Below are 23,235 nucleotides of genomic sequence, written 5' to 3'. Positions count from 1 at the left end.
TATGGATGAAAGAAGGGATACCGTGAAATATAGACAAATTAAATGGCTGATTTTGCTTCTTCCAACTCTGACCATCGCACTTTGGGAGTATGTTCGCCATGCCTTTTTGCTTCCTTACATCTCAATGGACATGGGAAATGTTCTTTCTCCGCTGCTTGTCTTTTTTGTAACGCTTGTGTTTGTCCGCTATTTATTTTCTATTTTAGAAAAAATGCAAGAGGAACTAAGGCAAGAAAAAGAAAAGAAAGCTGCGCTTATTGAGCGTGAAAAATTAGCTCGTGAACTGCATGACGGCATTGCGCAGTCGCTGTTTCTCCTATCTGTTAAAATGAACAAGTTCGGAAGAAAAAACAACTTAGAGCAGGATCCTGATTTTATCCGAATGAAGCAAACTCTGCAGCATGTTCATGACGATACGCGCCAAGCGATTACAAATTTAAAGCACTCTCCTTCAGACTCTTCAGAAAGCTGGACTGAAAGCATTCATCAATACGTCGATGATTTAACACATACTCATTTACTAGATGTCAATTTAGATTGGAGACTGTCAGAAACAACGCTTTCGAGAAAAGAAAAAAATGAGCTGTTTGCCTGTGTGAAAGAAGCTGCTATGAACGTCATTAAACATGCAAAAACAAATAAAATCTGGATTACAGCCGGTGAAACGGCAGGCGGATGGATTTGTGAAATTACAGATTTTGGTATAGGTTTCACCTCTGAATCTCTTAAGGCCGGTCTTGGTCTGCAAATTATGAAAGATCGTGCCAAAGATATGAACTGGGACTTTTCCATTCAGCGAAAACAGAACCAGACCATTGTTAGTATTAAAAAGGAGGTTGCGTAAATGCAGCCGTTTCGTATTTTGATTGTAGATGATCACGCTCATGCAAGAGAAGGCATTCGTGATATTTTAGAAGAATATGAAGATTTTATGATTGTTGGCGAAGGAACCAACGGGCAGGAAGCAATCGAACTAACCGAAAAATTAATGCCTGACATTGTGCTAATGGATATTAAAATGCCCGTGATGAATGGATTAGAAGCGACAAAACAAATTAAGCTTCAGTTTCCGTATGTTAAAATTGTGGTCATCACGGTTTCAGACGATATTACGGATTTGTTTGATGCGCTTAAAAAAGGCGCCCAGGGCTATTTGTTAAAAAACCTGCAGTCTGAAGTGTGGTACGACTATTTGCGTGCGTTCGCTTTAGATGAAGTTCCTATGTCAAAAGAAATTGCGTTTCAAATTTTAAAAGAGTTTCCGCAGGAAACATCGATTACAAAGCCAGACACTCCTCTTTCTGCACGGGAGCTTGAAGTGCTTCAATTAGTGGCTAAAGGACTGTCAAACCGCGATATCTCGGCGCAGTTATTTATTTCTGAACACACGGTAAAAAGCCATTTGAAAAATATTTTAAGCAAGCTTCATTTAGAAAACCGCGTGCAGCTGACAAGCTATGCGTTTCAAAATGGCTTAATGAACTAACAGCTTTCACGAGCTGTTTTTTTATTCCCCCCTTCCTCTTATAAACCCCAACAATCACTCTTAGGGGTGATGGCTAATTCTCCCTTTCCCTCTATAATAAAAGCACGTTAGTTAGTAAAAAGGAGGAAAAAACGATGCAGGAAAAGCGCGAAGAATCAGCGAGTACAACGAAAAAAAGCACGGCGCGTTCTCAAGGTCTATACAAAGTCATATGGCGCTGGCATTTTTATGCAGGTTTAATGTTTACTCCGTTTCTTCTTATATTAGCTGTTACGGGCGGGATGTATTTATTCAAGCCTCAAATTGAAGAAAAACTGTATCACGACTTCTATCATGTACAAGCTCAGTCACAGTCCGTATCCCCTTCAGCACAAGTACAGGCTGTAAAGGAAAAGTATCCAGACGCTGATGTGTTGACGTATAAGCCCAGTGATCGCTCTACTCGTTCGTCAGAAGTAGGAATTTCATTAAAAGACCATACATATACGATGTTTGTTAACCCTCACAATGGTCACATCATAGGAAAAGTAGATGATTCCAGTCGCTTGATGAATCAAATTGAAGAATTTCACGGAGAGCTGATGGCGGGAACAGCAGGTGATCGTATCGTAGAACTTGCGGCCTGCTGGGCAATTGTCTTAATTGTAACCGGCGCTTTTTTATGGTGGCCGCGCAAAAAAGACAAAATAAAAGGCGTGCTGATTCCTCGGTTTTCAAAAGGTAAAAACGTACTGATACGTGACCTTCATGCAGTACCGGCCTTTTGGATTTCAGCGGGGATGCTTTTTCTCGTACTAACAGGACTTCCGTGGTCAGGACTGTGGGGCAATGCGTTTCAGCAAGTCACCACAAACGCAGGCGTTGGATACCCTCCGTCTATTTGGGTAGGCAGTGCTCCTACTTCAACCGTGCAAACAAAAGATGTTGCGGACGTGCCTTGGGGAGCTGAAACGTTAGAAGTGCCAAGCTCCACAGCTTCGCAATATACAAAAGTATCGCTTGATGACATTGTAGGTATTGCAAGAGAACAGCATATGCACGATGGCTACACCATTTCCATTCCGCAAGAGCCTCAAGGTGTGTATACGCTCTCTGTTTTTTCACCAAGAGCACAAGATGAAGCAACGATTCACCTTGATCAATACACCGGCGCCGTTTTAGCAGATTATCGGTACGACAACTATGGATTTATGGGAAAATTGATCGCACTTGGTATTACGCTTCATAAAGGCACACAGTTTGGGTTTATCAATCAGCTTATGGGCCTTATTATTTGTATCGGAATTGCTGGTATCGCTATCAGCGGAGCCTCACTGTGGTGGAAGAGAAAACCAGCTAAAAACATGGGGGCTCCTAAAGTTCCTGAAGGAAATGCAATGCGAATTGTGACGTGTATAATCGTCGTGTTTGGTATCCTCTTTCCTTTAGTCGGACTGTCTTTGATTATCGTGTGGCTTTTAGATTTCTTTGTCATCAAACGAATTCCAGCATTGAAGCGGTTTTTAAACGCATGATATATGAAACAATGTGAGGTGCAGTAACAATGAACAAATGGAAAATGTTCGGACTAGTCATACTAAGTACACTTTTACTTTCCGCGTGCTCTGTAAACAGCAACGCAGATCAGCTCTACAAGCAGCAAAAGCCTCTGTCTGCGCATGTGATGCTTCCTGAAAATATAGAGCCACAGAGCACACAGGTGTTAGAAGTCCATGTGATGCAAGAAAATAAAACGGTGGATGACGCCAAAAGCGTTCAGTTTAACGTGTGGAAAAAAGATGCTCCCGGCAAAGTCGAAACAGCAAAGGCACATTATGACGGCAGTATGTATAAAGCAAAAGCAACTTTTAAAGAGGATGGTATTTACTATATTAAAACCGATATTAACGCGCGCGATGAGCACATTCTTCCTACTCAGCAAGTCGCAGTAGGCAAATTATCAAAAGAAGAGTTACGTTCACTACAGCCAGCTGAAAACGAAACGCATCATCACCACTCTCATCATTAGACATAAGCTGACGTTCAGCAGCTGAACGTGAGCTTATGTTTGTCTTATGAATTCTAGCTAGTTCCATTATATGTTTTTACATTTTTTTCTTATTACTTTACAATAAGAGTGATAAACGTTTTATAAAGGAGTTTTACAGGTTGAAAAAAATTGTTTCTGGTATTTTAATTTTAGTAATAGCCGTTATTGTTATGATTGAAGGAAATCCGTTAGAGCAGAACTCTTCAACGAATCCCTCCTACGATGAAGTAATTACCTTCCCTGCTGATCGTTACCCTGAAACTGCAGCGCACATTCAACATGCAATCGATAAAGGAACATCGGCTGTTTGTACAATCGATCGAGACGGTGCTGAAGAAAACCGCCGTGAGTCTTTAAAAGGCATTCCGACTAAAAGCGGCTATGACCGAGATGAGTTTCCGATGGCCTTTTGTGAAGAAGGCGGAAGCGGCGCAGATATTGAATATGTAAAGCCTTCAGACAACCGAGGCGCCGGGTCTTGGATTTCACATCAAGTAGACGAGTTTCCAGACGGCACGAAGGTTTTAATTGAAGTGAAGTAAAAAGAATGGTCATCGCGACCGTTCTTTTTTATGTTGAGAGCCTGTATAAGAAAAAGAATAAAAAAAGAGAAATTGCTCTTGCCTAAAGATACTCTTCACTTTTAAAATAAAAACGTGTGTGTTACATATATGCATCATTGTTTTATAGGAGGAATGAGTTTCTTGGACAATCTATGGCAGCAGCTACTTCCTGCCTCATGGCAATTAACTTTATTTATTTTCTTTTTTGTCTATATCTTGCGCTACAAACAAGAGAATAAATTCAGCATGCAGCTTCACGTGCTGCTTAAGTTTCTTTATGCCGTTATTTTGATTTTAAATGCGGTGTTGTTTTTAGTGGAAAGTCAGCGCGATTTTCTTTTTTATGCAACGCTTTTCATGAGTATCCTGACGATTATTTTGATGGAGTTCACGCTTTCTGCAAAAAAACAGAACGAGCTTGATTTTATTTCAGCCGTTTCTTGCTGTGTTCTTCCGATTTTTATTTCTTTACTTGAACTTAGTTAATGAACCAAAGGCCTCTGGTGATTCAGAGGCCTTTTTGATGTTATTGATCTTTGTTGTTACGGTCCATCATATCTTTTGGATCTTCTACAATATCTTCTGGATCACGGTTGTTGTCTTTTTCATCATCTCGATACATCTTGTCATTTTTATCTACGCCAGGTACGTTATTGTTGTTATTCATATTGTCTAAACCCGTGTTGACAAACGCCACGTATACTTTATCGATTTTACTATCTGCTTCTCTTACGCGGTCCGCAATTTTTTGTTCAAAATCAGTTGAAACTTCATGATAAGTATCGCCGTTATACGTTACGGTGTTCACCTTGCCGTTATCATTGTTGTCCGCTGCGTCATTTCCAGCTAGGTCTACTGTTACATAGGCGTTGTTATTATCACGAAGCACATATGCATCATCAACTTCCTTCATATCTTCTACATTTTGCGCTGCTTCAACTGACTTAGTCGGCTGATCAGTATTATCCATTGGGATATTGTTATCAACTCCGTCGTTTGTAGAAGTGTTGCGTAAATCATTTTGAGTATTGTCCATTGCGTTATTGTCCTTATTTCCTCCGCACGCAGCTAGGCCTGAAAGGAAAAGAACCGAAGAAGCAATGATAAGTCCTTTTTTCATTTTTTCCATCTCCTTAAATATAGTTTGCAGTCGTATTATGCTTAATTTTTGCAAAACTATTCAAAGGAAGTAGAAGCCTCAAAATTCCTTTTCCATTCTAAGCTTACTAAAAACACACATTGATTCACTAAATTGTTGAAGTAACGAAAATAATTTAACCCATGCATTTCCCCCAAAGGAAACAGCTTTTTATGACATATAAAAAGGTGCTTCGCGTGTTAAACGAAGCACCTTTTATCTCTTATGTTATGACTGCTAATTCACTTTTTTTAGTTAAACTGCTCGTGAAGCAGCTAATTTCTCGATTGGGGCTTGTTCAATGTCTGCTGCTGAAATATGCAGCAACTTTTCTAAAATAGCCGTTATGCCCTTATTTGTTTCATTACTTTTTTTACAGTCATTAATATGCTGGTTTAATTGCTTTTTATAAGCCTCGGTATGAATGAGCCACTGACTTAAAAGCTCTTTTGTTGCCGTTCTTTCGTCTTCGCTTTTAGCTCCAAATAAACTTTCCATATCAGGTTCTTGAATAATTAGCTTACTAAAATCTTCACTTACTGCAAGCCAAAAATAGTTTTTTTCGTATTCGTAATATCTGTGTTCTTTTAATAAAAAGTAGCCAATTTCAAATTCAATGCGATAGAGCGGCTGGTTAACTTTCGGCGCATGAAGGCTTTTAAAGTTAATATGCTCTGCATCGTCTACATAAACTTCTGAACCGTATTGGGTTTTAATAATTTTAGCGTCTACTGTATTCATGATGTTTACCTCTTTAAGGATAGTATGAGAGAACGCGTGCATTCTTTTTCTAGAATGCGCACGTTCTTTATCTTTTACTTAGTTTTGAACAGCGTTTTTCCAATCAGCCGCAAACTTTTCAATTCCTTGTTCGGTTAAAGGATGTTTAACAAGCTGCTCAATTACTGAATACGGAATGGTTGCAATATGAGCTCCGGCAAGGGCTACACGTGTAACGTGGTCCGGATGTCTTACAGAAGCCGCAATGATTTGAGAATCGATATTTTGAATGCGGAACAACTCGGCAATTTTAGCCACAAGCTGTACGCCGTCTTCTGAAATATCATCAAGGCGACCAAGGAATGGAGATACATACGTTGCACCTGCACGGGCTGCTAAAAGCGCTTGGTTTACAGTGAAAATAAGCGTTACGTTTGTTTTTACACCTTTTTTAGCAAGGTAGCGAGTCGCTTCTAGTCCAGCGAGTGTCATCGGAAGCTTAATCGTAATGTTTTGATCTCCGCCGTTAATTTTGATTAATTCTTCTGCTTGCGCAATCATGTCTTCTGCTGTTTCGGCATCCGGCGTCACTTCTGCTGAAACGGATTCTACTTCTGGAACGGTTTTTAAAATTTCTTCAATACGATCTTCAAACTTTACGCCTTCTTTGGCAACAAGAGAAGGGTTCGTTGTAACACCAGATAAAACGCCCAATTTGTATGCTTTTTTAATATCGTCAAGGTTTGCAGTATCAATAAAAAATTTCATTTTTTCATTCCTCCATTAGTTTTTTTACTATACCCACTATTTCACTTGTTATTTCTTTTCCACAGCATGACCGCCAAACTCGTTTCGAAGCGCGGAAACTACCTTTCCTGTAAAGGTATCATCTTCAAGTGAGCGATAGCGCATCAGTAAAGACATCGCAATAACCGGCGTAGCTGTTTGAAGGTCTAGAGCCGTTTCTACCGTCCATTTCCCTTCACCAGAAGAGTTCATAACTCCTTTGATGTCATCTAGCTTAGCATCTTTAGAGAATGCATTTTCGGTTAATTCCATGAGCCATGAACGAATAACAGATCCATTGTTCCACACTCTCGCCACTTTTTCGTAATCATAGTCGAACTGGCTTTTTTCGAGAACTTCAAATCCTTCTCCGATTGCAGCCATCATGCCGTATTCAATGCCGTTATGAACCATTTTTAAAAAGTGACCGCTGCCTGCTTCTCCAGCATATAGATATCCGTTTTCTACTGCTGTATCGCGGAAAATAGGTTCAACAATTTCCCACGCTTCACGATCTCCGCCAATCATATAGCAAGCTCCGTTACGAGCGCCTTCCATTCCGCCAGATGTTCCAACGTCCATAAAGTGGATTTTGTTTTCTTTTAACTCGTTATAGCGTCGAATAGACTCTTTATAATGAGAGTTTCCGGCTTCAATAACGATATCTCCTTCAGCTAAAAGAGGCGTCACTTCACTAATAACAGAATCAACAACCGTATGAGGAACCATCAGCCATACAACTCTTGGTGTTTCGAGTGACTGAACAAGCTCCTGTAAGCTTGATACTCCTGAAGCACCGTACCCTTTCATTTGTTCAACTGCGTTTGAATTTACGTCAAATGCTACAACGTCATGACGCTGATCCAGTAAGTTTTGTCCTAAGTTAATCCCCATTTTCCCTAAACCAACTAATCCTACTTTCATGTGAACCGCTCCTTCTATTTATCTTCTTATTTAAGCCTTTAGTAATTCATTTGCCTGTGCCACTACGTTTTCTTCTGTAAATCCAAACAGCTTCATCACATCAGCTCCGGTTCCTGAAGCACCAAATGTGTCAACTGCTAAAACTTTTCCTTTTGGCCCTACAAAGCGTTCCCAGCCAAGTGAAATTCCCATTTCTAGAGAGATTCGTTTTGAAACAGATTCAGGCAAGACGCGTTCTTGATACTCTTTTGACTGCTTGTTAAACAGCTCCCAGCTAGGCATCGCTACAACTCGTACGGATGTACCTTCACGTTCTAGCTGAGCTTTTGCACTGACCGCTAGTGCTACTTCAGAACCTGTAGCGATGAAAATCATCTCCGGCTTATCGTCTGTTTCAGTTAATACGTAAGCACCTTTAGCTAGGTCGTTGATATTTTGTTTTGTTTCTTCAAATACAGGCAAGTTTTGACGGCTAAGCACTAAGGCTATAGGACCTTCCGCTTGCTGAAGCGCATAAGCCCAAGCGCTTGCTGTTTCGTTTGCATCAGACGGACGGATTACGGTAAGCCCTGGAATTGCACGAAGAGAAGCTAAATGTTCAACCGGCTCATGAGTTGGTCCATCTTCTCCTACTGCTATGGAATCATGAGTAAACACATATGTGACCGGCAGCTTTTGCAGTGCAGCTAAACGAATCGCTGGACGCAAGTAATCATTGAAAACAAAGAATGTGCTGACAAACGGCTTCACACCGCCGTGAAGGGCCATTCCATTACCGGCCGCTCCCATTGCATGTTCACGTACGCCGAAATAAATATTTCGATTACCGAAATATCCAGGTGCGTAAGGTCCTTCTTCTTTAATGTCCGTCATCGTGGAATGTGATAAATCAGCACTGCCTCCAAAAATAGATGGCACAGATTTAGTGAAATAATTAATAGCTTCTCCGCTTGCAACGCGCGTCGAAATCGCTTTTTCCGATGAGAATGTTAAAATATCATTCACTTCAATTAACGCTTCGCCCGTGATGGCACGTTCTAATTCATCTGCCAGCATAGGGTATTCTTTTTGGTAAGAAGCAAACAGTTCGTTCCACTCTGCTTCTGCTTTCATCCCTTTTTCTTCTAGCTTTTCAAAATGAACTTTTACTTCTTCTGGAACATAGAAGTTTTCTTCAGCGTCCCAGCCGTAGGCTTGTTTTGTTGCTTTTGCTTCTTCTTCTCCAAGCGGATTGCCGTGTGCTTTATTTGTTCCCGCTACTTTCGGGCTTCCGTAGCCAATAATGGTTCTCACTTCGATAAGCGTTGGCTGTTCTGTGTTCTGCTTCGCTTCTTCGATGGCGTTTGTGACTTCATCTACGTCATTTCCATCTTCTACACGTAAATACTGCCAGTTTGCAGATTCCGCTCTTTTTTGGATATTTTCGCTAAACGAAAGATTTAATTCCCCGTCTAACGAAATACCATTAGAGTCATATAAAGCAATAAGTTTACCAAGCTTCATATGGCCAGCCATGGACATCGCTTCATAAGAAATGCCTTCCATCAAGTCACCATCGCCTACTAATGTATACGTATAGTGATCAATGACAGGAAAATTAGGTTGATTAAATTTTGCTGCTAAGTGAGCTTCTGCCATTGCCATTCCGACTGCATTAGCAATTCCTTGACCTAAAGGACCTGTTGTTGCTTCTACGCCGTCCGTATGGCCAAATTCAGGATGACCCGGTGTTTTACTATTTAGCTTGCGGAAGCCTTTTAAATCCTCTACTGATACATTGTATCCGCTTAGATGCAGCATGCTATACAGCAAGCTTGAGCCATGACCGGCTGATAAGATAAAACGATCTCGGTTAAACCAGCTTGAATTTGCCGGATTATGCTGTAAGTGATTCGCCCACAGCGCATAGGTCATTGGAGCCGCTCCCATCGGAAGCCCCGGATGGCCTGAATTGGCTGCGTTTACTGCATCAATTGACAGGGTGCGAATCGTATTAACTGCGAGTGTGTCTATGTTGGTACTCATGTTTCATCCTTCTTTCGCTTTGTTTGTATTAAACTGGCTGTACTTCGCGTGATTGATCTGCTGTTTCTTCATCCAACCACCATTTAAAGCCGTCTTTTTCTACCAGTGCATGTGATGCATCAGGGCCGTGTGAACCAGCAGCATAGTTGTGAAGCGGCACTGTATTTTCCTGAAATGCTTCAAGAAGCGGCTGAACCCATTCCCAAGCTAGCTCTACTTCTTTCCAATGAGCAAAAAATGTAGAATCTCCGGCACATGCATCTGCAATAAGGCGCTCATATGCTTCCGGTGCTCCTTCTTGCTGACCTGAGAAATTAATTTGTACAGGCTCAATATGACCATGATTAAATGGATTTTTGCTGTTTAACTGCAGCGTAATATTTTCGTTCGGGTTGATTTCAATAATCAACAGATTTGGAGATGTTGTTTCTCCTTTGTCTAAGTACAACTCTTTTAACGAGTCTTTGAATTCAATAACAATTCGCGTCGCTTTTTCCGCCATTCTTTTCCCTGTACGAATGTAGAAAGGAACGCCTTTCCAAAGCGAATTATCGATATATAGTCTGGCTGCTAAAAACGTGTCCGTCTGAGAAGATGGTGATACACCGGGCTCATTTATGTAGCTCGGCACTGAAGCCCCGTTTATTTTTCCAGCCTCATATTGACCGCGAACAACGTCTAGATCCATATCTTCTTTTACAAGCGGACGAAGCGCTTTTAACACATTTATTTTTTCGTTTCGAATATCATCAGCGCTAATGCGGGCCGGTAAGTGCATAGCCGTCATCATCAGCATTTGCAGCATATGATTTTGAACCATGTCTCGAATGGCTCCTGAATGGTCATAATAGCTTGCTCTTTCCTCTACGCCGACCGTTTCACTTGCTGTAATTTGTATATTCGCAATATGTTCGTTATTCCATAATGATTGAAGAATAGGATTAGCGAATTCCAGCGCTTCTAAATTTTGTACCATCGACTTGCCAAGATAGTGGTCAATGCGGTAAATCTCTTCTTCTTTAAACGCTTTGCTTAAGTTTTCGTTTAATTGACGAGCGGACTGTAGATCATGGCCAAACGGTTTTTCAATAATTAACCGTTTCCAACCTTTTGTAGCACCTAAGCCACTGTCTTTAATATGCTCGGCAATCGTACCAAAAAATTCTGGTGCAACGGATAGATAAAACATTCGGTTGCTTGGAATGTTTCGTTCCTCTTCGCGTGCTTCTACTAGATTTAACAACTTTTTATAATCTTCAGCATTCGTTGCATCCAATGGGCTGTAGCGAAAAGCTGAAAGAAAATGCTGCATAAGAGATGAATCTTTTTCGACGCGACGTGAAAAAGTATGAATAGACTCTTTTACTTTTTCCTGAAAGTCAGCGTCGGACATCTCCCTTCTGCCTAGTCCTACAACAGAAATTGATTTAGGGATTTTCCCGTCTACAAATAAATTATAGAGTGCAGGATAAATTTTGCGTTTCGCTAAATCACCTGTTGAACCGAATAAAACAAAAGTCATCGCTTCCATATCTCTTCCTCCTGTTAGGAAAAATATAATCTTTAAAAAGTAACTTTTCTTTCATTCGTTACTTTATGTAACCTATCTTATTCCTGAAATATTTTTTCGTCAAGATATAAAACTCATAAAAAATCATTTCAATTTTCTTTTGTTCTTTAAACCCTATAGCCGCTTATCTTAGATAATTTATGGAAAAATAATGAAAATACTTTTTAGTTGAATTTAAAAAATAAAACTGTTTTAATGGATTTGATAGAATTGTATGAAAGCAAAAGCGCACATAATGTCTACATATGTGTCAGTGAAAATATCAAAAGGTGGAAGTAATATGGAAGCTCAGCTAATGAAGACGTTTGAAGACTTATCTGTTTTTTACATAGAAAAATCGTAAAACCATTTAAGGGAGAAAGAAAGTTTGACCTCTTTCTTTTAAGCTGCACGCACGCCTTTAATGCGTAGCTACAGCAAGAAGTATAACCATCATATAGAGGTTAAAGACAGCCAGTAAAACAAGAACGGTATAGACTAATTTTTTACCTGTTTTGCCTAAAAAGTAGATGTTTACTAAACTAAAATACACGCCTGCTGCGCATAGCGTAAACGCAAGAAATTCCTTGCACTCACTGGGCTTCATTTGAAAATCTGGATTATAATAAATTCCGAGGTTGTTACTAATAGCGAACGGAACAGTCCACCATCTGATTAAAACCCCTATAAACATAAATATTCCGATTACATTTAGCGTAAATTGCAGCGTTCTCTCCTTTTTCACGCTTCTTTTTGCATATTCTTTAAAGTTTACCCGCATGTATTTCCCCCCTGATGTTTTTAACACAGTAACTGTTTTGAGCAGATCTATATAAACGTTCCTTCTTCTAATTTTATACACGTTAGGTCTTACAGATGACATGATTGATATAAGAAAAGCTTCTTCCATTTATAAAGGAAGAAGCCTTAAATAATGAGACTATATTAATCAATGCTTTCGTTCACCTCTGTATTCTTTTCTATTACAGCTCTTACTACGATGACTTTCCCATTCTCTTCGCAGAATGCCCATTTTAATGCTGTCAAAATAGTTTCCATTTACAATACGTGCTTCTCTAATTCTCGCTTCTTCTTTCATACCTATTTTTGCCGCTGTTTTGATCATTCTGATATTGCCTGACCATGTGGACATACCGAGTCTATGTAAATGTGTAGATTCAAATAAAAAAGCAATCCACATGCGGTAAGCTTCCGTTCCGTATCCTCCGCTCCAATAGTCTGGGTCGTAAATGACAATTCCGGTTTCCAGCCAGTTTGTATGCTTGTCCACCCAATAGCAGCTCACGGTCCCCACCGTTTTTTCATTAATAATAATTGCAAGTATTCGAGGAACTGACGGAAAAAACTCATATTCTTTTTTCCATGAGTTTATATACTTTTCTTTCGTGAGTCTTCGCTCTGGTATGTACGGAGCGTTCCACTTTTTTGCTTCTTGGTTTTTTTCTTCGTATTTCCAGTAATAAAGTTCATTAACATCTTCCTGTGTCGCTTCTCTTAGCAACACTTTTTCTCCTATTAGTTTTATCATGAGGGTCAACACTCCTTGATTTATAAAATAGCTGATTACGTTCTGTAAAAATAAAACGAATATGAATACACACGTGTACAAGCACACCTTAGCATAATGAATAAAATATAGTAGTCCTGATGAAAGGAGTGAATCCTATAAAAAAATATTATTGCTACTACAATTCAGCAGATGGAAAATATTATGTAGAAAGCGATTGTTCTTCTAAAAAGCGCTCTCGTAAGAAAAAAGCATGTTGTATAACCATTAATTATTATACAAACATTGCATACGAAGGTGGGCAAAATGCGTCTCAAGGTGGACAAATTGCCAAAAACGGCGGGCAAAATGCCAATCAAGAAGGACAAATTGCAGGAGAGTGCGGGCGAAATAAACTGGTTGAATTTAATTTCACTAATGACAATGAAGTGTAACTCATCCTGTTTCACATGTAAAACACCAGGAAAAATATACATGCTCCCGGTGTTTTTCTGTTTCCTCTATTTATTATTCGCGTTTTCCATAACTGCAAAATAGTTACCTTCACTGTCTGAAAAATTAAAGACTTTTCCTGAAGGCATCGATACCATTTCTCCCACCGTTACGCCTTTAGCAGTTAAATCGCTGTATAATTCATCCACATTTTCTGTAAAGAACAGCAGAGAAGGAGTCCCGACATTTAATTCTGGCTGCATTTTTGCTATTAGCTGTTTGTTATGAAGGATAATGGTTGTTTCAGCACCCGCTACCGGCGCTAGCTCAATCCACTTCATGCCTTGTTCATTATTTTGTTCGGACATAACCTGAAATCCCATTTTTTCTGTCCAAAACTTTACCGCTTGATCTTGATCGTTTACATACACCATAATTTGACCGATTTTTTTAATCATTGCTTTCACTCCTTCGATATAGATGAAATAATTTCTTTTGCTACTGTATCTGCCGACTTTTCCTTTGTGTAAATTGTTTGCTTTGCCAGCAGCTCATTTGACGGATGCGTTACAAAATGTTTGTTAAGCTTAAAAACATCTTCATCATCCGTTATTTGCTGCAGTCTTTGATGTAATAGTTGTATGGACTCTTCTTTATCAGCACTGGGAAGCAATAAAAATAGAGACTGATAAGGTTTTAATATCTTTTCTACTTGCTGAAACAGTCCCATGTCTTCGTAGACCGAGTGACCGGCGCCAAAATCAATGACCGCATGCTTGTAATCTTCTAGTATTCTTTTAACGGCATAGGCTTCAAACGGCTTCCAATAGGCGTACATCCCCTGAAACCCTTGTTTTTCTCGAATGTCCTGCTGTGTTTCTTTGCTGAAACCTATTTCCTCGTAGTAAGAAAATCGCACTTCGTCCATTGAGCACTGAGGAATACTTAGTTTTTGCGCTACTTTTTCACCAACCGTCGTTTTACCCGCGCATATAGGTCCAATGAGAATAATAGGGGGTTGCATAGGCTCTCTCCTTATTTCACTTCCAATACAAACGCGTACGATGCATCTCCATTAGATACATTTTTTTGACTTTCATCCATCCACCACGCTGAATATGAGTAGTAGTACGTGCCTGCTTCAGAAGGTGCTTTCAGCTTATTTTTCTTCAGTGGTATTTCCACTTCATGGCTGTTTTGTATTTGTGCCATATGCTTTTCGTTGGGCTGCCGCTTATACTTGATAACAAGCGATAGCGATTCATTTGCTTTTACTTTAATCGGCTGTTCTGTTTTTAACAATTCTAAAGGGCCTGCTTTATCCACACACTTGTTTTTCCAGCAGTAAGTGCCAACTTTTGTTTCATAAAGATGGTTGCTTGCTTCGAGATACGCTTTTGGCGGGGATTCTTCAAGAAATCCACTGCTTGAACACCCGGAAAAGCTTGCTATAATAAGTCCAAACGCAGTCACTTTCCATGTTCTCATCCTTTCATCACCTTTTTACTATTTCTTCACGGTTCGTTTATTTCCTGTTTCTTATTTTCTCCTTTCCTAAATAGCATTGTCTTATGAGCTGAACTGCTTGAGACACCGCAGTTGACTTCCGTGCAAGACTTCGCTTTCCGCGGGCGGCCGCTGAGCCTCCTCTTCGCTTACGCTCCTGTGGGGTCTCATCTGTTCCGCTTTCCCCGCAGGAGTCTTCGTCTTTCCCTCCAATCAACTGCTAGAAGGAACAAAACAGATAAAACGATAGGCACTATCACAAAAAAAACGAACCGCTCATCAAACATGTTGATGAAGGGTGCGTTTTTCACTTCGTCTAACATACTTTTGTCCCAGCCTCTTTTTTAAACTTGCACGCTATTTGATTCTGCTAATTTTCCATCTTCCATCCACACAACGCGGTCACATAAATCCAACATTCTTTGGTCATGGGTAACCATTACAGCCGCTTTTCCCCTTAGCTTCACTTCATCTGCAAGCATTTGAACGACCGCTCTTCCTCGCTCTGAATCCAAGCTTGCCGTCGGCTCGTCTGCGAAGATAATTTCAGGGTTATTCATCCACGCTCTTGCAATCGCTACCCGCTGGCGCTCTCCGCCGGATAGACTTTCAGGATAGTGATGTTTTCGATGGGCAAGCCCGAGCTTTTCAAGCAGATCATCCGCTCTTTTTTTTGCTTCTTTGTTTCGGTTTCCTTCTAGTTCCGTGACAAGAAGCAGCTGATCGCGAACCGTTAAATAAGGGATTAAATTAGCTGATTGAAAGATAAAGCCAATTTTTTTAAGACGAATGCTGTTCATTTGCGCTGAAGACATGTTATTAATTTCGTCTCCGTCAATAATCACGCGTCCACTAGACGGTGAAAGCAGCGCGCCAGCAATGGATAAAAAGGTACTTTTCCCAGAACCAGAAGGACCGACAATCGCCACAAGCTCTCCCGCTTTTACACGCAGCGATAGATCATTTAACACGTCTACAGCGTTTTCTCCGTCTCCAAACGACTTGCTAACACTCTCTAAAACTAATTTTTCTTCACTCATTAAACAGCCCTCCCAATCGCTTCAACCGCATCTACTTTTGCTACGCGATACAGCGATAATAATGAACTCAGTACAGAAACAGCTACAAACAGCGCTGAACACCCTGCGATTAGCGATACGTCTAAGTGAAACGGCATTGAATCCGGCAATACGGCTGCTACTCCGTATGTCAATCCAATACTAATAGCAAGACTGCATAAAGTTAAGACAACCACTTGAGATAAAATCGTTTGCGCTAAATAGCTTGTTTTTGCTCCTATCGCTTTTAACACGCCAAACTGATTCATTTTTTGAAGCGTCATCACGTAGAAGAAAACGGCTAGCACAAAAGCGCCAATGATAAACAAAAATGCGACCATCATTAAAAGCGAGCCTTGTTCTTCTTGATAACCTGGAATTCCTTTTAACGCTTCATCTTTACTAATCACGTCAATGTCAGACTCCTTTTTTTGAAGAGCATGTGCTTTTTTATCGTTCATGTTTAACACCACTGCATTAAACGCACCTGTGTTTTCAATTGTTTTCCACTCTTTAAGATTAATATGAATGACAGGCGCGTGACTAAACGACTGATTTTTTGTAAAACCAACAATTCTAAAGCTTTTTCCTGAAGCTGTATCTTTTATCGTATCACCTAGCTTTACTCCTTCTTCTTTTAGCGAAGAGTCCGCCACGGCTTCATGTTTTGCATCGTCCGTAATCATCTTCCCTTCTGTTACGTTCGGAGCTAAAAAGCCGCTTGTGCTTATGGCAAAAAACGAGGCGTCTATTTTTTTCGCTTTTCCATCATTTATAACGGCTGTCATCTTCACACCAAGCGGCTCAGCATTTTTCTTGCCGCTTAGTTGTTGAATATCTTCTGTTTTGTTTATGGATAAAACAGAGCGCGTCAGACGCTGATCCGCTTCTTTTTGAAGCACAACGTAATTTCCTTTCATTTCTTGAACAGCTGAAGCATTGTCAGAGGAAAGCCCCTTTGCTAAGCCCGATACAAAAAGTACAAGCCATACAATTAACACCATAATCACGCCAATGAGTAAGTAGCGCAGCTTCGCATGTTTTAATTCACGTAAAGCCAAAAACATCTTTCTTTCATCTCCTTTTTTCATTCTATTTAAAGTATAAAAACAGAAAATGAATGGAAGATGAACGGCTCATTACATTTTCGGAAGATAGACGTGAAAAGTGCTGCCTTTTCCTTTTTCGCTTTCAACGTGAATGGAACCTCCGTGCATGTCGACAATTTGCTTCACAATCGCTAAACCAAGACCGCTGCTTCCTTCCGTCCGGCTTCTTGCTTTATCTTCCTTATAAAAACGATTAAAAATATGCGGTAGGCTTTCTTTTGACATGCCGATTCCCGTATCTTGAAACTCCACGTGGCAATACGTATCTTCCATACCAACGCGAAGAGACAGCGTTCCTCCTTCTTCCGTGAACTTTACGCTGTTAGTAATCAAATTTGTCCACACTTGATGAAGCAGTTTTTGATCGCCTGAAATCATCGTTGAAGGAAGATCCATTTCAATGGCTAATTCTTTTTCACGCCAGCTCCACTCCGTCATAAACAGCACTTGCTTGATTTGAGTTGCAACGTCAAACGTCCTTTTTTCGATATGCTCACTTTCTTTATCAAGTGAAGCAAGCGTAAGCAGCTGTTTGCTGAGGGACGACATGCGCCGGCTTTCTTCTTCAATAATAGACAGATACTCATTTCTTTGTTCATCTGAAAGGTCAGCAGAACGGAGCGTTTTCGAAAACCCTTGAATGGACGCCAGCGGAGACTGAATTTCATGTGACACGTTCGATACAAATTCCTGGCGCATCTCTTCAAGCTGCTCTAAACTTTTAGTCATTTTGGAAAAATGTGAAGCAAGCGCGCCGATTTCGTCTCGGCGCTTTACGTACAGCTCAACGTTGTATTTTCCTTTCGCCACTTGCTTTGTTGCTTCCGTCAGCTTGACGATTGGTTTTACTAAATAACGCGTGCTAATAAGTACAAACAAAATACTTAATACAATCATCAGCAGTAAAATGACTGAGAAAAAAATGCGCATTTCCCCGAACTGCAGCTGAATATCAGGGCGAATAAACAGCGCTTGCTGCTTGTTACCCTCTCCTTTTAACGGCACGCCAATGGTATTGGATAACACATTATCAAAAAAACCCGTCACAAACACCTGTGAAGGAAAGTTTGCAATTCCGTGATACATTTTGCCTTCTAACACTTGTTTGACAGCACTCTTTTCTAAGCGCTGGTTTCTAAACTCTCGTCCGTAAAACGTCTCATGTCCGGTGCTGTCCACTACATATATTTGATAGCCAAGTTTACTAATATGCTGTAAATAAGACTGTTGATCCACGCCTCTATTGCTTTCGTAAAAGCTCGCAATGTCTTTTGCCATACGCGTAAGCTTTTGATCGTTATAAGGTTTTAAGCTGTACTGATAATAAACGTTCGCCACAATAAACGCGAGGAGACTGCTAAATACCATCACAGCAATGGTTGTCAGGACAATCCGCAAATAGAGCGTCTTCATTTTGCCGTCACCTCAAGCTTATAGCCGACGCCTCGAACCGTCGTAATGACAAAATCATCGGTATGTTCAAACCGCTCGCGCAGCCTTTTTACGTGTACATCAATTGTACGGTTATCTCCGTTAAAATCCGCTCCCCATATCAGATGAATTAATTCTTCTCTTGTGAAAATTCTTCCTGGATAGCTCGCGAGCTGAGCTAATAATTCAAATTCTTTCATTGGAAGAATTAACAGTCGTCCGCTGCAGTGCACTTCATAGCTTTTTCGGTCAATAGAGGTGCTGTTCAGTACGATCATCTTTTCATTTACCACTTCGTATCGGCGAAGCAGGGCTTTGATTCGGAAAATCAATTCTTTTGGTTCAAACGGCTTTGTCACATAATCATCCGTTCCTGCTAAAAAGCCTTTTTCTTTGTCTTCGAGCTGATCTTTTGCTGTTAATAAAATAATGGGGAAATCATAATAGTTTCGTATTTCTTCGCAAACTTCATATCCGTCTTTATGAGGCATCATAATATCTATAACCGCTAAATGAATGTGCTGCTTAGCAAGCAGACCTGAAGCTTCTTCCCCGTCTTTTGCTTCATGCACCATATAGCCTTCAAGCTGCAAATAGTGACGAACCAATTGCCTCATATGCTCATCGTCATCCGCTAGTAAAATGTGAATCATTACTTCTGCACTCCTTTTATCAACCATTCAAAATGGCGGCCTTTTGGCCGCCATCATTTATTCTTTCAGTATCTATCTGTTTACTAGTGTAACCAAACGTAGTAGTCCTATTGCGTTTTTATTAGGATAAGAACTTATTGTGAACAGCAGATGAACAGCTTGTTACAAAATCCATTCACCGCGCGCAATCATCTCTACTTTTCCGCCTACTTTAATGTGAAAAGCCTCTCCATCATAACTAGCTTTTACATACAGCAGTGAAGGTCTTCCTATTTCGTATCCTTGTTCTACACATATGTCAATAGCTTGCTGATTAAAATAACCGTATTTGACTAAATATGCTGCTAAACAGCCGTTGGCGCTGCCAGTTGCCGCATCTTCTGGAACGCCGTAATACTCAGCAAAATCTCGCACATTTACGTGATGATCTTGGTGATAGGTTTCCGGCGAAAAGACCATAATTGCTTTTGCTTCCGTGTTTTCTATCAGCTTAAAATATTTTTCTTTGTCCACTTTTATCTCTTTAGCAGCTTCTAATGATGTTAAAGGGACAAGAATGACCGGCAGACCGGTGGATACTTCTTGAACGGGAAAACGCATATCGATATAAGTTTCATCAAGGTTTAACACGTCCGCCACCTGCTTTTTATCTAACACTTTCCCAAACGTCGGCTGACCTTGTGTCATCCACAGTACATCTTTTTGTTCATCATATGTAACGGGCGTAGGACCTGCTTTATAATGAAGAATAAGCTCCTCTGTATCTTTTTCTTCTAGTTCTTCTCGGATAATATAAGCGGTACCGAGCGTCGGATGGCCTGCAAATGGCACTTCTTCATTAGGTGTAAAAATTCGCACGTCATATTCTCCTTTTTGCGGAGAAGCCGACGTAATAAACGTCGTTTCAGAGAAATTAATTTCTTTAGCCATTTGCTGAATCTCTTTGTCTGAAAGGCTTCCTGCGTCTTTAAAAACGGCTAGCTGATTTCCCGTATATTTTCTCTGTGCAAATACATCAACAATGGAATACTGAATAGTTTTCATTCCTGTGTTCCTTTCTAATGCAAATTTTTATGTACAAAATGGGTCATTACTTTTTTCTTTAAAGCCTCATATTGCTCCTCATTCGTATCCATAAATGCTTCTTCCCGGCTGGATAAAATGTCTGCGTAATGGAGAGGCTCACGAAATTGTTCTTGTGTAAAATCATAGCGCTGTTCGTTGAGCTGATTATAGAAATGCCAGCCTTCTTTACACGGAGTTTTTAAAATATCTCCTCCTTTGATATCTTGAACGACAAGAGCTGTCACGCCGCACTGTCCTTTGGCAGGATTGTCAGCCGTCCACTTCGTGCTTGAATGAATTGACCACGATCGATACAGGGCTTTCTTTAAACGATTCACGTTGGGGCAGCTCCTTTTTCTTCAAATCTACCATATTCTTCTTTTTTATGAAAGTTCTCATTAAAAAATTGACAGCGCAAATATTCTTACTTTAAAAATAATTTAAGGAAGAATAGAAAAATACTAGAAATAATGTATAATAATAGAGTCATTTTAGATGATAGATTATAACCAATGAAAGGTGTTTTAAATGGAAGAACAAGCAGTAAATGAACTCGTTTCTTTTGAAGAAGAGCATAAAGTAGTTCGAACGAATACGTCTTATTATGATTTAAAATGGGGAAAAACAGCCAATCCAGCTAAAAGCAACACGTGGAACTGGGCAGCCTTTTTTCTGACAAGCTCTTGGTTTGCATACCGAAAAATGTATAAGCACTTTTTTATTTTAACGCTTATTGAAGTAATTTGGTTTTCCCTTTTGTGCTTTGTAGACATACCAGAGTGGTCCGATGCAATTGTATTCGGCGGTGCTTCACTTATTACAGGGCTATGTGCCAACCGCTGGTACTATAAGCACGTTAAAAACGTGTTAGCTCGAGCCGAAGCTCAGCCGGAGCAGCGGAAAGAAGCTTATTTGCAAATAAAAGGCGGCACTCACATCGGAATTGCTATTGGTTTAAGTATCTTAGCGCTTGTGATTACGTTTGGAGTCGGAGCGGGATTATCATATTTACCAACAAAAACAAATATTAAAGATGTAGTTCGCTACGGCGACGAAGCAATTACGCTTGAAATGTACAACGATCATCCAAAATGGACCTATATTAAAAAAGAAGGCCGTCATCACGTTGTACAATTTACCGGCTACGATTATACAGAAAAAGAGCATGTACGCATTGTGTTTAACGTTTATTTGGATAAACAAATTTACGAATGGAACAAAATTTACATCAACGGCAAAAAGTTAAATAAAAAAGATGCGGAAGACTATGAATACTGGATTGAAGACAGTTCAGCATATTAAAAAAGTCAGCAAAAAAAGAAAGGATGAGTGCTTGCTCTCCTTTCTTTTTTGTTTTATCTTAAAGCGTCAAAGGCAGCTTCACCGTCACCACTGTCCCGTTCTCATCACTTTCAATCGCAAGCGCACCGTTATGCTCGTTGATGATCGTTTTACAAATAGAAAGCCCTAACCCCATGCCTGTTCCATCTTTTGTTGAGAAAAACGGATTTCCTACTTTATTAATAATGGATAGCGGAATGCCAGAACCGGTATCTTGAATGTCAATAAGAGCCCAACCTTCCCATTCTTTGACAATAAGATTTACTTCCCCGTGTTTCTTTTTCTCCATTGCTTCAATGGCATTTTTCAAAAGATTCATAAACACTTGTCTCATTTGAGCAGGATCGATTGATACAAGCGGAATGGCTCCTTCTATTCTTACGTTCATTTCGACATTATACAGCGCAGCTTCACTTTTCAAGAAAGCAACGGTATCATGAATAACTTCTACAATCGATACGATTTCTTTTTTAGGCGCTGTTGGCTGCGTGACAAGCAAGAAGTTGTTAATAAGTTCATTCATACGATCCAGTTCATCAAGAACAATTTTTTGAAAAGGCTCTGCCTGCTCATTTTCATTAAATAAAAATTGAATAAAGCCGCGCACCGACTGCATCGGGTTTCGAATCTCATGCGCTAACCCTGCTGCTAGCTGCCCTACGAGTGCCAGTTTATCAAGCTGCAGAATTTTCTCTTCAATTTTCGGCAAAACAGCCGCTTGATTTTTATAAATAATATGAGACAAAATACCAGCCAGCCGGTTTAACCCTTGAATTTCACTTTCGCTAAACGGATAAGGATCCGGATCGACCGCACATAAGGTACCAAACATTCTCCCATCTTCTAGCACAATAGGTGTTCCTAAATAAGAACCTACCCGGGCACCATCAATGATGGCTAAATTAGACGTTCTAACATCGCGTTTTGTATTGGGAATAACAAGGGGTTCATCACACGTGACTAAGTTGCATACCGCAAGCTCTAACGGCAGCATCAGTCCATCCTCTACAAGGCTTCCCCCTTCTTTATTAAAGGCTTTCATAACTGAAAATTGTTCGTCGAAAATCCCTACAAACAGCGTCCTGCTTCCGACTACTTCGCTGGCCATCTGCAATACATCCCAAACGGCTTTTTCATTGATGTTCCTCTCTTCCATTACCTTAGTCACCTACTATTTAAATATAGACTGTTCTATTCTCTTATTCTCATTATAAATTTTAAATGTACAAACGTATATCAAAATTTTAAGAACTCGTTTATTTCTTCTATTTTGTCATTAGGGTTAAGGATAGCTAAGACTTGATGATCTTCCCATATGCCATTAATATTTACATTTTTTCTAGCGATTCCTTCTCTATGAAACCCAGCTTTTTCGAGTACGCGCTGAGAAGGCAAATTACGTGGCATCACCCCAGCTTCAATGCGGTGAAGATGCAGCTCTTCAAACGCATAGTCAACAAGTGCTTTTATGGCTTCTGTTGCGTACCCTTTCCCATTATGATGGTGATCTAAAAAATAGCCGATAACTGCGCTTTGTAAAGATCCCCGCATCACTTGAAAAAGACTAATGGTGCCAATTAATTTATTATTCTCTTTTTGAAAAAGACCAAAATAGTATTCTTGATCGTTTTTCCTATTCTCTTCGTGACGCTGAATTTTTTCTACTTGGCTCTCTAATGTATAAAAAGAATGCTCTCGACTCATAGAAAACTGCTTAAAAAAGTCTCGATTGTCCTTTTGCAATCGGAGGCTGTCGTGCGCATCGCCGGCAGTCAACGGGCGCAAATAAATAGTGTGACTTTCAATCATGTTATGTCTCTCCCTCTTTTACTTCTCACAGAAAGTTGTGTAAAAAGAATGCTTCGCTAACATCTTCCATTTTCTCACATAGT

General features: G+C 40.1%; 28 protein-coding genes. 8 read left to right on the top strand and 20 right to left on the bottom strand.

All coding sequences use genetic code 11. From position 1 onward, the window contains the following. Nucleotides 1–22: 22 nt before the first annotated feature. The 6 genes from ACH0CI_RS08015 (at nt 23) to ACH0CI_RS07990 (ending at nt 4,564) form a co-directional block, all read left to right on the top strand. Nucleotides 23–844, top strand: a complete 822-nt coding sequence (locus tag ACH0CI_RS08015; protein ID WP_335707589.1) for a sensor histidine kinase — start codon at nt 23–25, stop codon at nt 842–844. Next, on the top strand, nt 845–1,486 hold the full coding sequence (locus ACH0CI_RS08010) for a response regulator (protein WP_033580507.1): 642 nt from the start codon (nt 845–847) through the stop codon (nt 1,484–1,486). Nucleotides 1,487–1,620: 134 nt separating this feature from the next. Beyond that, the gene (locus ACH0CI_RS08005; RefSeq protein ID WP_406901231.1) at nt 1,621–3,000 is read left to right on the top strand and encodes a PepSY-associated TM helix domain-containing protein; all 1,380 of its coding nucleotides are present in this window, start codon (nt 1,621–1,623) and stop codon (nt 2,998–3,000) included. A gap of 29 nt (nt 3,001–3,029) precedes the next feature. Continuing rightward, nucleotides 3,030–3,494, top strand: a complete 465-nt coding sequence (locus tag ACH0CI_RS08000) for a FixH family protein (protein ID WP_406901230.1) — start codon at nt 3,030–3,032, stop codon at nt 3,492–3,494. Between the two features lie 191 nt (nt 3,495–3,685). Beyond that, entirely contained in the window at nt 3,686–4,057 is a 372-nt protein-coding gene (locus ACH0CI_RS07995; RefSeq protein ID WP_406901380.1) for a NucA/NucB deoxyribonuclease domain-containing protein, read from the top strand. Nucleotides 4,058–4,219: 162 nt separating this feature from the next. Further along, nucleotides 4,220–4,564 carry a DUF1516 family protein gene (locus ACH0CI_RS07990; protein WP_028414497.1) on the top strand — a complete coding sequence of 115 codons (345 nt, stop codon included), beginning with the start codon at nt 4,220–4,222 and terminating at the stop codon, nt 4,562–4,564. Nucleotides 4,565–4,604: 40 nt separating this feature from the next. On the opposite strand, the gene ACH0CI_RS07985 is transcribed toward ACH0CI_RS07990, so the two are convergent. The 8 genes from ACH0CI_RS07985 to ACH0CI_RS07950 form a co-directional block, all read right to left on the bottom strand. Next, nucleotides 4,605–5,198 (bottom strand): hypothetical protein, encoded by a 594-nt coding sequence (locus ACH0CI_RS07985; RefSeq protein ID WP_028409296.1) that lies wholly within the window; start codon nt 5,196–5,198, stop codon nt 4,605–4,607. 273 nt (nt 5,199–5,471) lie between these two features. Continuing rightward, entirely contained in the window at nt 5,472–5,957 is a 486-nt protein-coding gene (locus ACH0CI_RS07980; protein ID WP_335707595.1) for a hypothetical protein, read from the bottom strand. Nucleotides 5,958–6,035: 78 nt separating this feature from the next. Further along, entirely contained in the window at nt 6,036–6,704 is a 669-nt protein-coding gene (gene fsa, locus ACH0CI_RS07975; protein WP_013083988.1) for a fructose-6-phosphate aldolase, read from the bottom strand. Nucleotides 6,705–6,752: 48 nt separating this feature from the next. Next, nucleotides 6,753–7,646, bottom strand: a complete 894-nt coding sequence (gene gnd / locus ACH0CI_RS07970) for a phosphogluconate dehydrogenase (NAD(+)-dependent, decarboxylating) (RefSeq protein WP_047750468.1) — start codon at nt 7,644–7,646, stop codon at nt 6,753–6,755. A gap of 30 nt (nt 7,647–7,676) precedes the next feature. Continuing rightward, a complete protein-coding gene (gene tkt / locus ACH0CI_RS07965) occupies nt 7,677–9,671 on the bottom strand; it encodes a transketolase (protein ID WP_406901229.1) in 1,995 nt (664 codons plus the stop codon). 28 nt (nt 9,672–9,699) lie between these two features. Further along, complete coding sequence (zwf, locus tag ACH0CI_RS07960; protein ID WP_406901228.1) at nt 9,700–11,202, bottom strand: glucose-6-phosphate dehydrogenase; 1,503 nt, start codon at nt 11,200–11,202, stop codon at nt 9,700–9,702. A gap of 439 nt (nt 11,203–11,641) precedes the next feature. Continuing rightward, nucleotides 11,642–12,001: a hypothetical protein gene (locus ACH0CI_RS07955; RefSeq protein WP_335388069.1), complete on the bottom strand. Its 360-nt coding sequence runs from the start codon at nt 11,999–12,001 to the stop codon at nt 11,642–11,644. Nucleotides 12,002–12,169: 168 nt separating this feature from the next. Next, the gene (locus tag ACH0CI_RS07950; RefSeq protein WP_335388067.1) at nt 12,170–12,769 is read right to left on the bottom strand and encodes a GNAT family N-acetyltransferase; all 600 of its coding nucleotides are present in this window, start codon (nt 12,767–12,769) and stop codon (nt 12,170–12,172) included. 119 nt (nt 12,770–12,888) lie between these two features. Here ACH0CI_RS07950 and ACH0CI_RS07945 point away from each other — a divergent pair, with 119 nt between their 5' ends. Further along, the gene (locus ACH0CI_RS07945; protein WP_406901227.1) at nt 12,889–13,182 is read left to right on the top strand and encodes a hypothetical protein; all 294 of its coding nucleotides are present in this window, start codon (nt 12,889–12,891) and stop codon (nt 13,180–13,182) included. A gap of 66 nt (nt 13,183–13,248) precedes the next feature. Here the strand turns inward: ACH0CI_RS07945 and ACH0CI_RS07940 are convergent, their stop codons facing one another. The 10 genes from ACH0CI_RS07940 to ACH0CI_RS07895 all read right to left on the bottom strand — a co-directional run bounded on the left by ACH0CI_RS07940 (nt 13,249) and on the right by ACH0CI_RS07895 (nt 20,340). Further along, the gene (locus tag ACH0CI_RS07940) at nt 13,249–13,638 is read right to left on the bottom strand and encodes a VOC family protein (protein ID WP_335388065.1); all 390 of its coding nucleotides are present in this window, start codon (nt 13,636–13,638) and stop codon (nt 13,249–13,251) included. Nucleotides 13,639–13,643: 5 nt separating this feature from the next. Further along, nucleotides 13,644–14,204, bottom strand: a complete 561-nt coding sequence (locus ACH0CI_RS07935; RefSeq protein ID WP_182030585.1) for a shikimate kinase — start codon at nt 14,202–14,204, stop codon at nt 13,644–13,646. A gap of 11 nt (nt 14,205–14,215) precedes the next feature. Next, a complete protein-coding gene (locus ACH0CI_RS07930; RefSeq protein WP_406901226.1) occupies nt 14,216–14,668 on the bottom strand; it encodes a hypothetical protein in 453 nt (150 codons plus the stop codon). Between the two features lie 37 nt (nt 14,669–14,705). Further along, nucleotides 14,706–14,903, bottom strand: a complete 198-nt coding sequence (locus ACH0CI_RS07925) for a hypothetical protein (RefSeq protein ID WP_080974267.1) — start codon at nt 14,901–14,903, stop codon at nt 14,706–14,708. Between the two features lie 127 nt (nt 14,904–15,030). Further along, nucleotides 15,031–15,726 carry an ABC transporter ATP-binding protein gene (locus ACH0CI_RS07920; protein WP_406901225.1) on the bottom strand — a complete coding sequence of 232 codons (696 nt, stop codon included), beginning with the start codon at nt 15,724–15,726 and terminating at the stop codon, nt 15,031–15,033. Continuing rightward, entirely contained in the window at nt 15,726–16,811 is a 1,086-nt protein-coding gene (locus tag ACH0CI_RS07915; RefSeq protein WP_406901224.1) for an ABC transporter permease, read from the bottom strand. The genes ACH0CI_RS07920 and ACH0CI_RS07915 overlap by 1 nt, the downstream gene beginning before the upstream one ends. A 72-nt stretch (nt 16,812–16,883) precedes the next feature. After that, nucleotides 16,884–18,266: a sensor histidine kinase gene (locus ACH0CI_RS07910; RefSeq protein WP_406901223.1), complete on the bottom strand. Its 1,383-nt coding sequence runs from the start codon at nt 18,264–18,266 to the stop codon at nt 16,884–16,886. Beyond that, nucleotides 18,263–18,937, bottom strand: a complete 675-nt coding sequence (locus ACH0CI_RS07905) for a response regulator transcription factor (protein WP_335388056.1) — start codon at nt 18,935–18,937, stop codon at nt 18,263–18,265. The genes ACH0CI_RS07910 and ACH0CI_RS07905 overlap by 4 nt, the downstream gene beginning before the upstream one ends. 162 nt (nt 18,938–19,099) lie before the next feature. Next, nucleotides 19,100–19,981: a PhzF family phenazine biosynthesis protein gene (locus ACH0CI_RS07900; RefSeq protein WP_406901222.1), complete on the bottom strand. Its 882-nt coding sequence runs from the start codon at nt 19,979–19,981 to the stop codon at nt 19,100–19,102. A 14-nt stretch (nt 19,982–19,995) separates the two neighbouring features. Continuing rightward, a complete protein-coding gene (locus ACH0CI_RS07895) occupies nt 19,996–20,340 on the bottom strand; it encodes a YunG family protein (protein WP_335388052.1) in 345 nt (114 codons plus the stop codon). A 190-nt stretch (nt 20,341–20,530) separates the two neighbouring features. On the opposite strand from ACH0CI_RS07895, the gene ACH0CI_RS07890 reads away from it, so the two are divergent. Next, entirely contained in the window at nt 20,531–21,304 is a 774-nt protein-coding gene (locus ACH0CI_RS07890) for a DUF2628 domain-containing protein (protein WP_335388050.1), read from the top strand. Between the two features lie 58 nt (nt 21,305–21,362). Here ACH0CI_RS07890 and ACH0CI_RS07885 read toward each other — a convergent pair whose 3' ends face one another. Next, a complete protein-coding gene (locus tag ACH0CI_RS07885; protein WP_335388047.1) occupies nt 21,363–22,499 on the bottom strand; it encodes an ATP-binding protein in 1,137 nt (378 codons plus the stop codon). A gap of 80 nt (nt 22,500–22,579) precedes the next feature. After that, the gene (locus ACH0CI_RS07880) at nt 22,580–23,152 is read right to left on the bottom strand and encodes a GNAT family N-acetyltransferase (protein ID WP_335388044.1); all 573 of its coding nucleotides are present in this window, start codon (nt 23,150–23,152) and stop codon (nt 22,580–22,582) included. Between the last annotated feature and the right edge of the window lie 83 nt (nt 23,153–23,235).

The organism is Priestia sp. 179-F W1.4 NHS (genome assembly GCF_045369295.1).
In the GTDB taxonomy this organism is placed as follows: domain Bacteria; phylum Bacillota; class Bacilli; order Bacillales; family Bacillaceae_H; genus Priestia; species Priestia zanthoxyli.
Note: the sequence above shows the minus strand (reverse complement) of the source record. Positions and strands in the feature narration are given on the sequence as shown.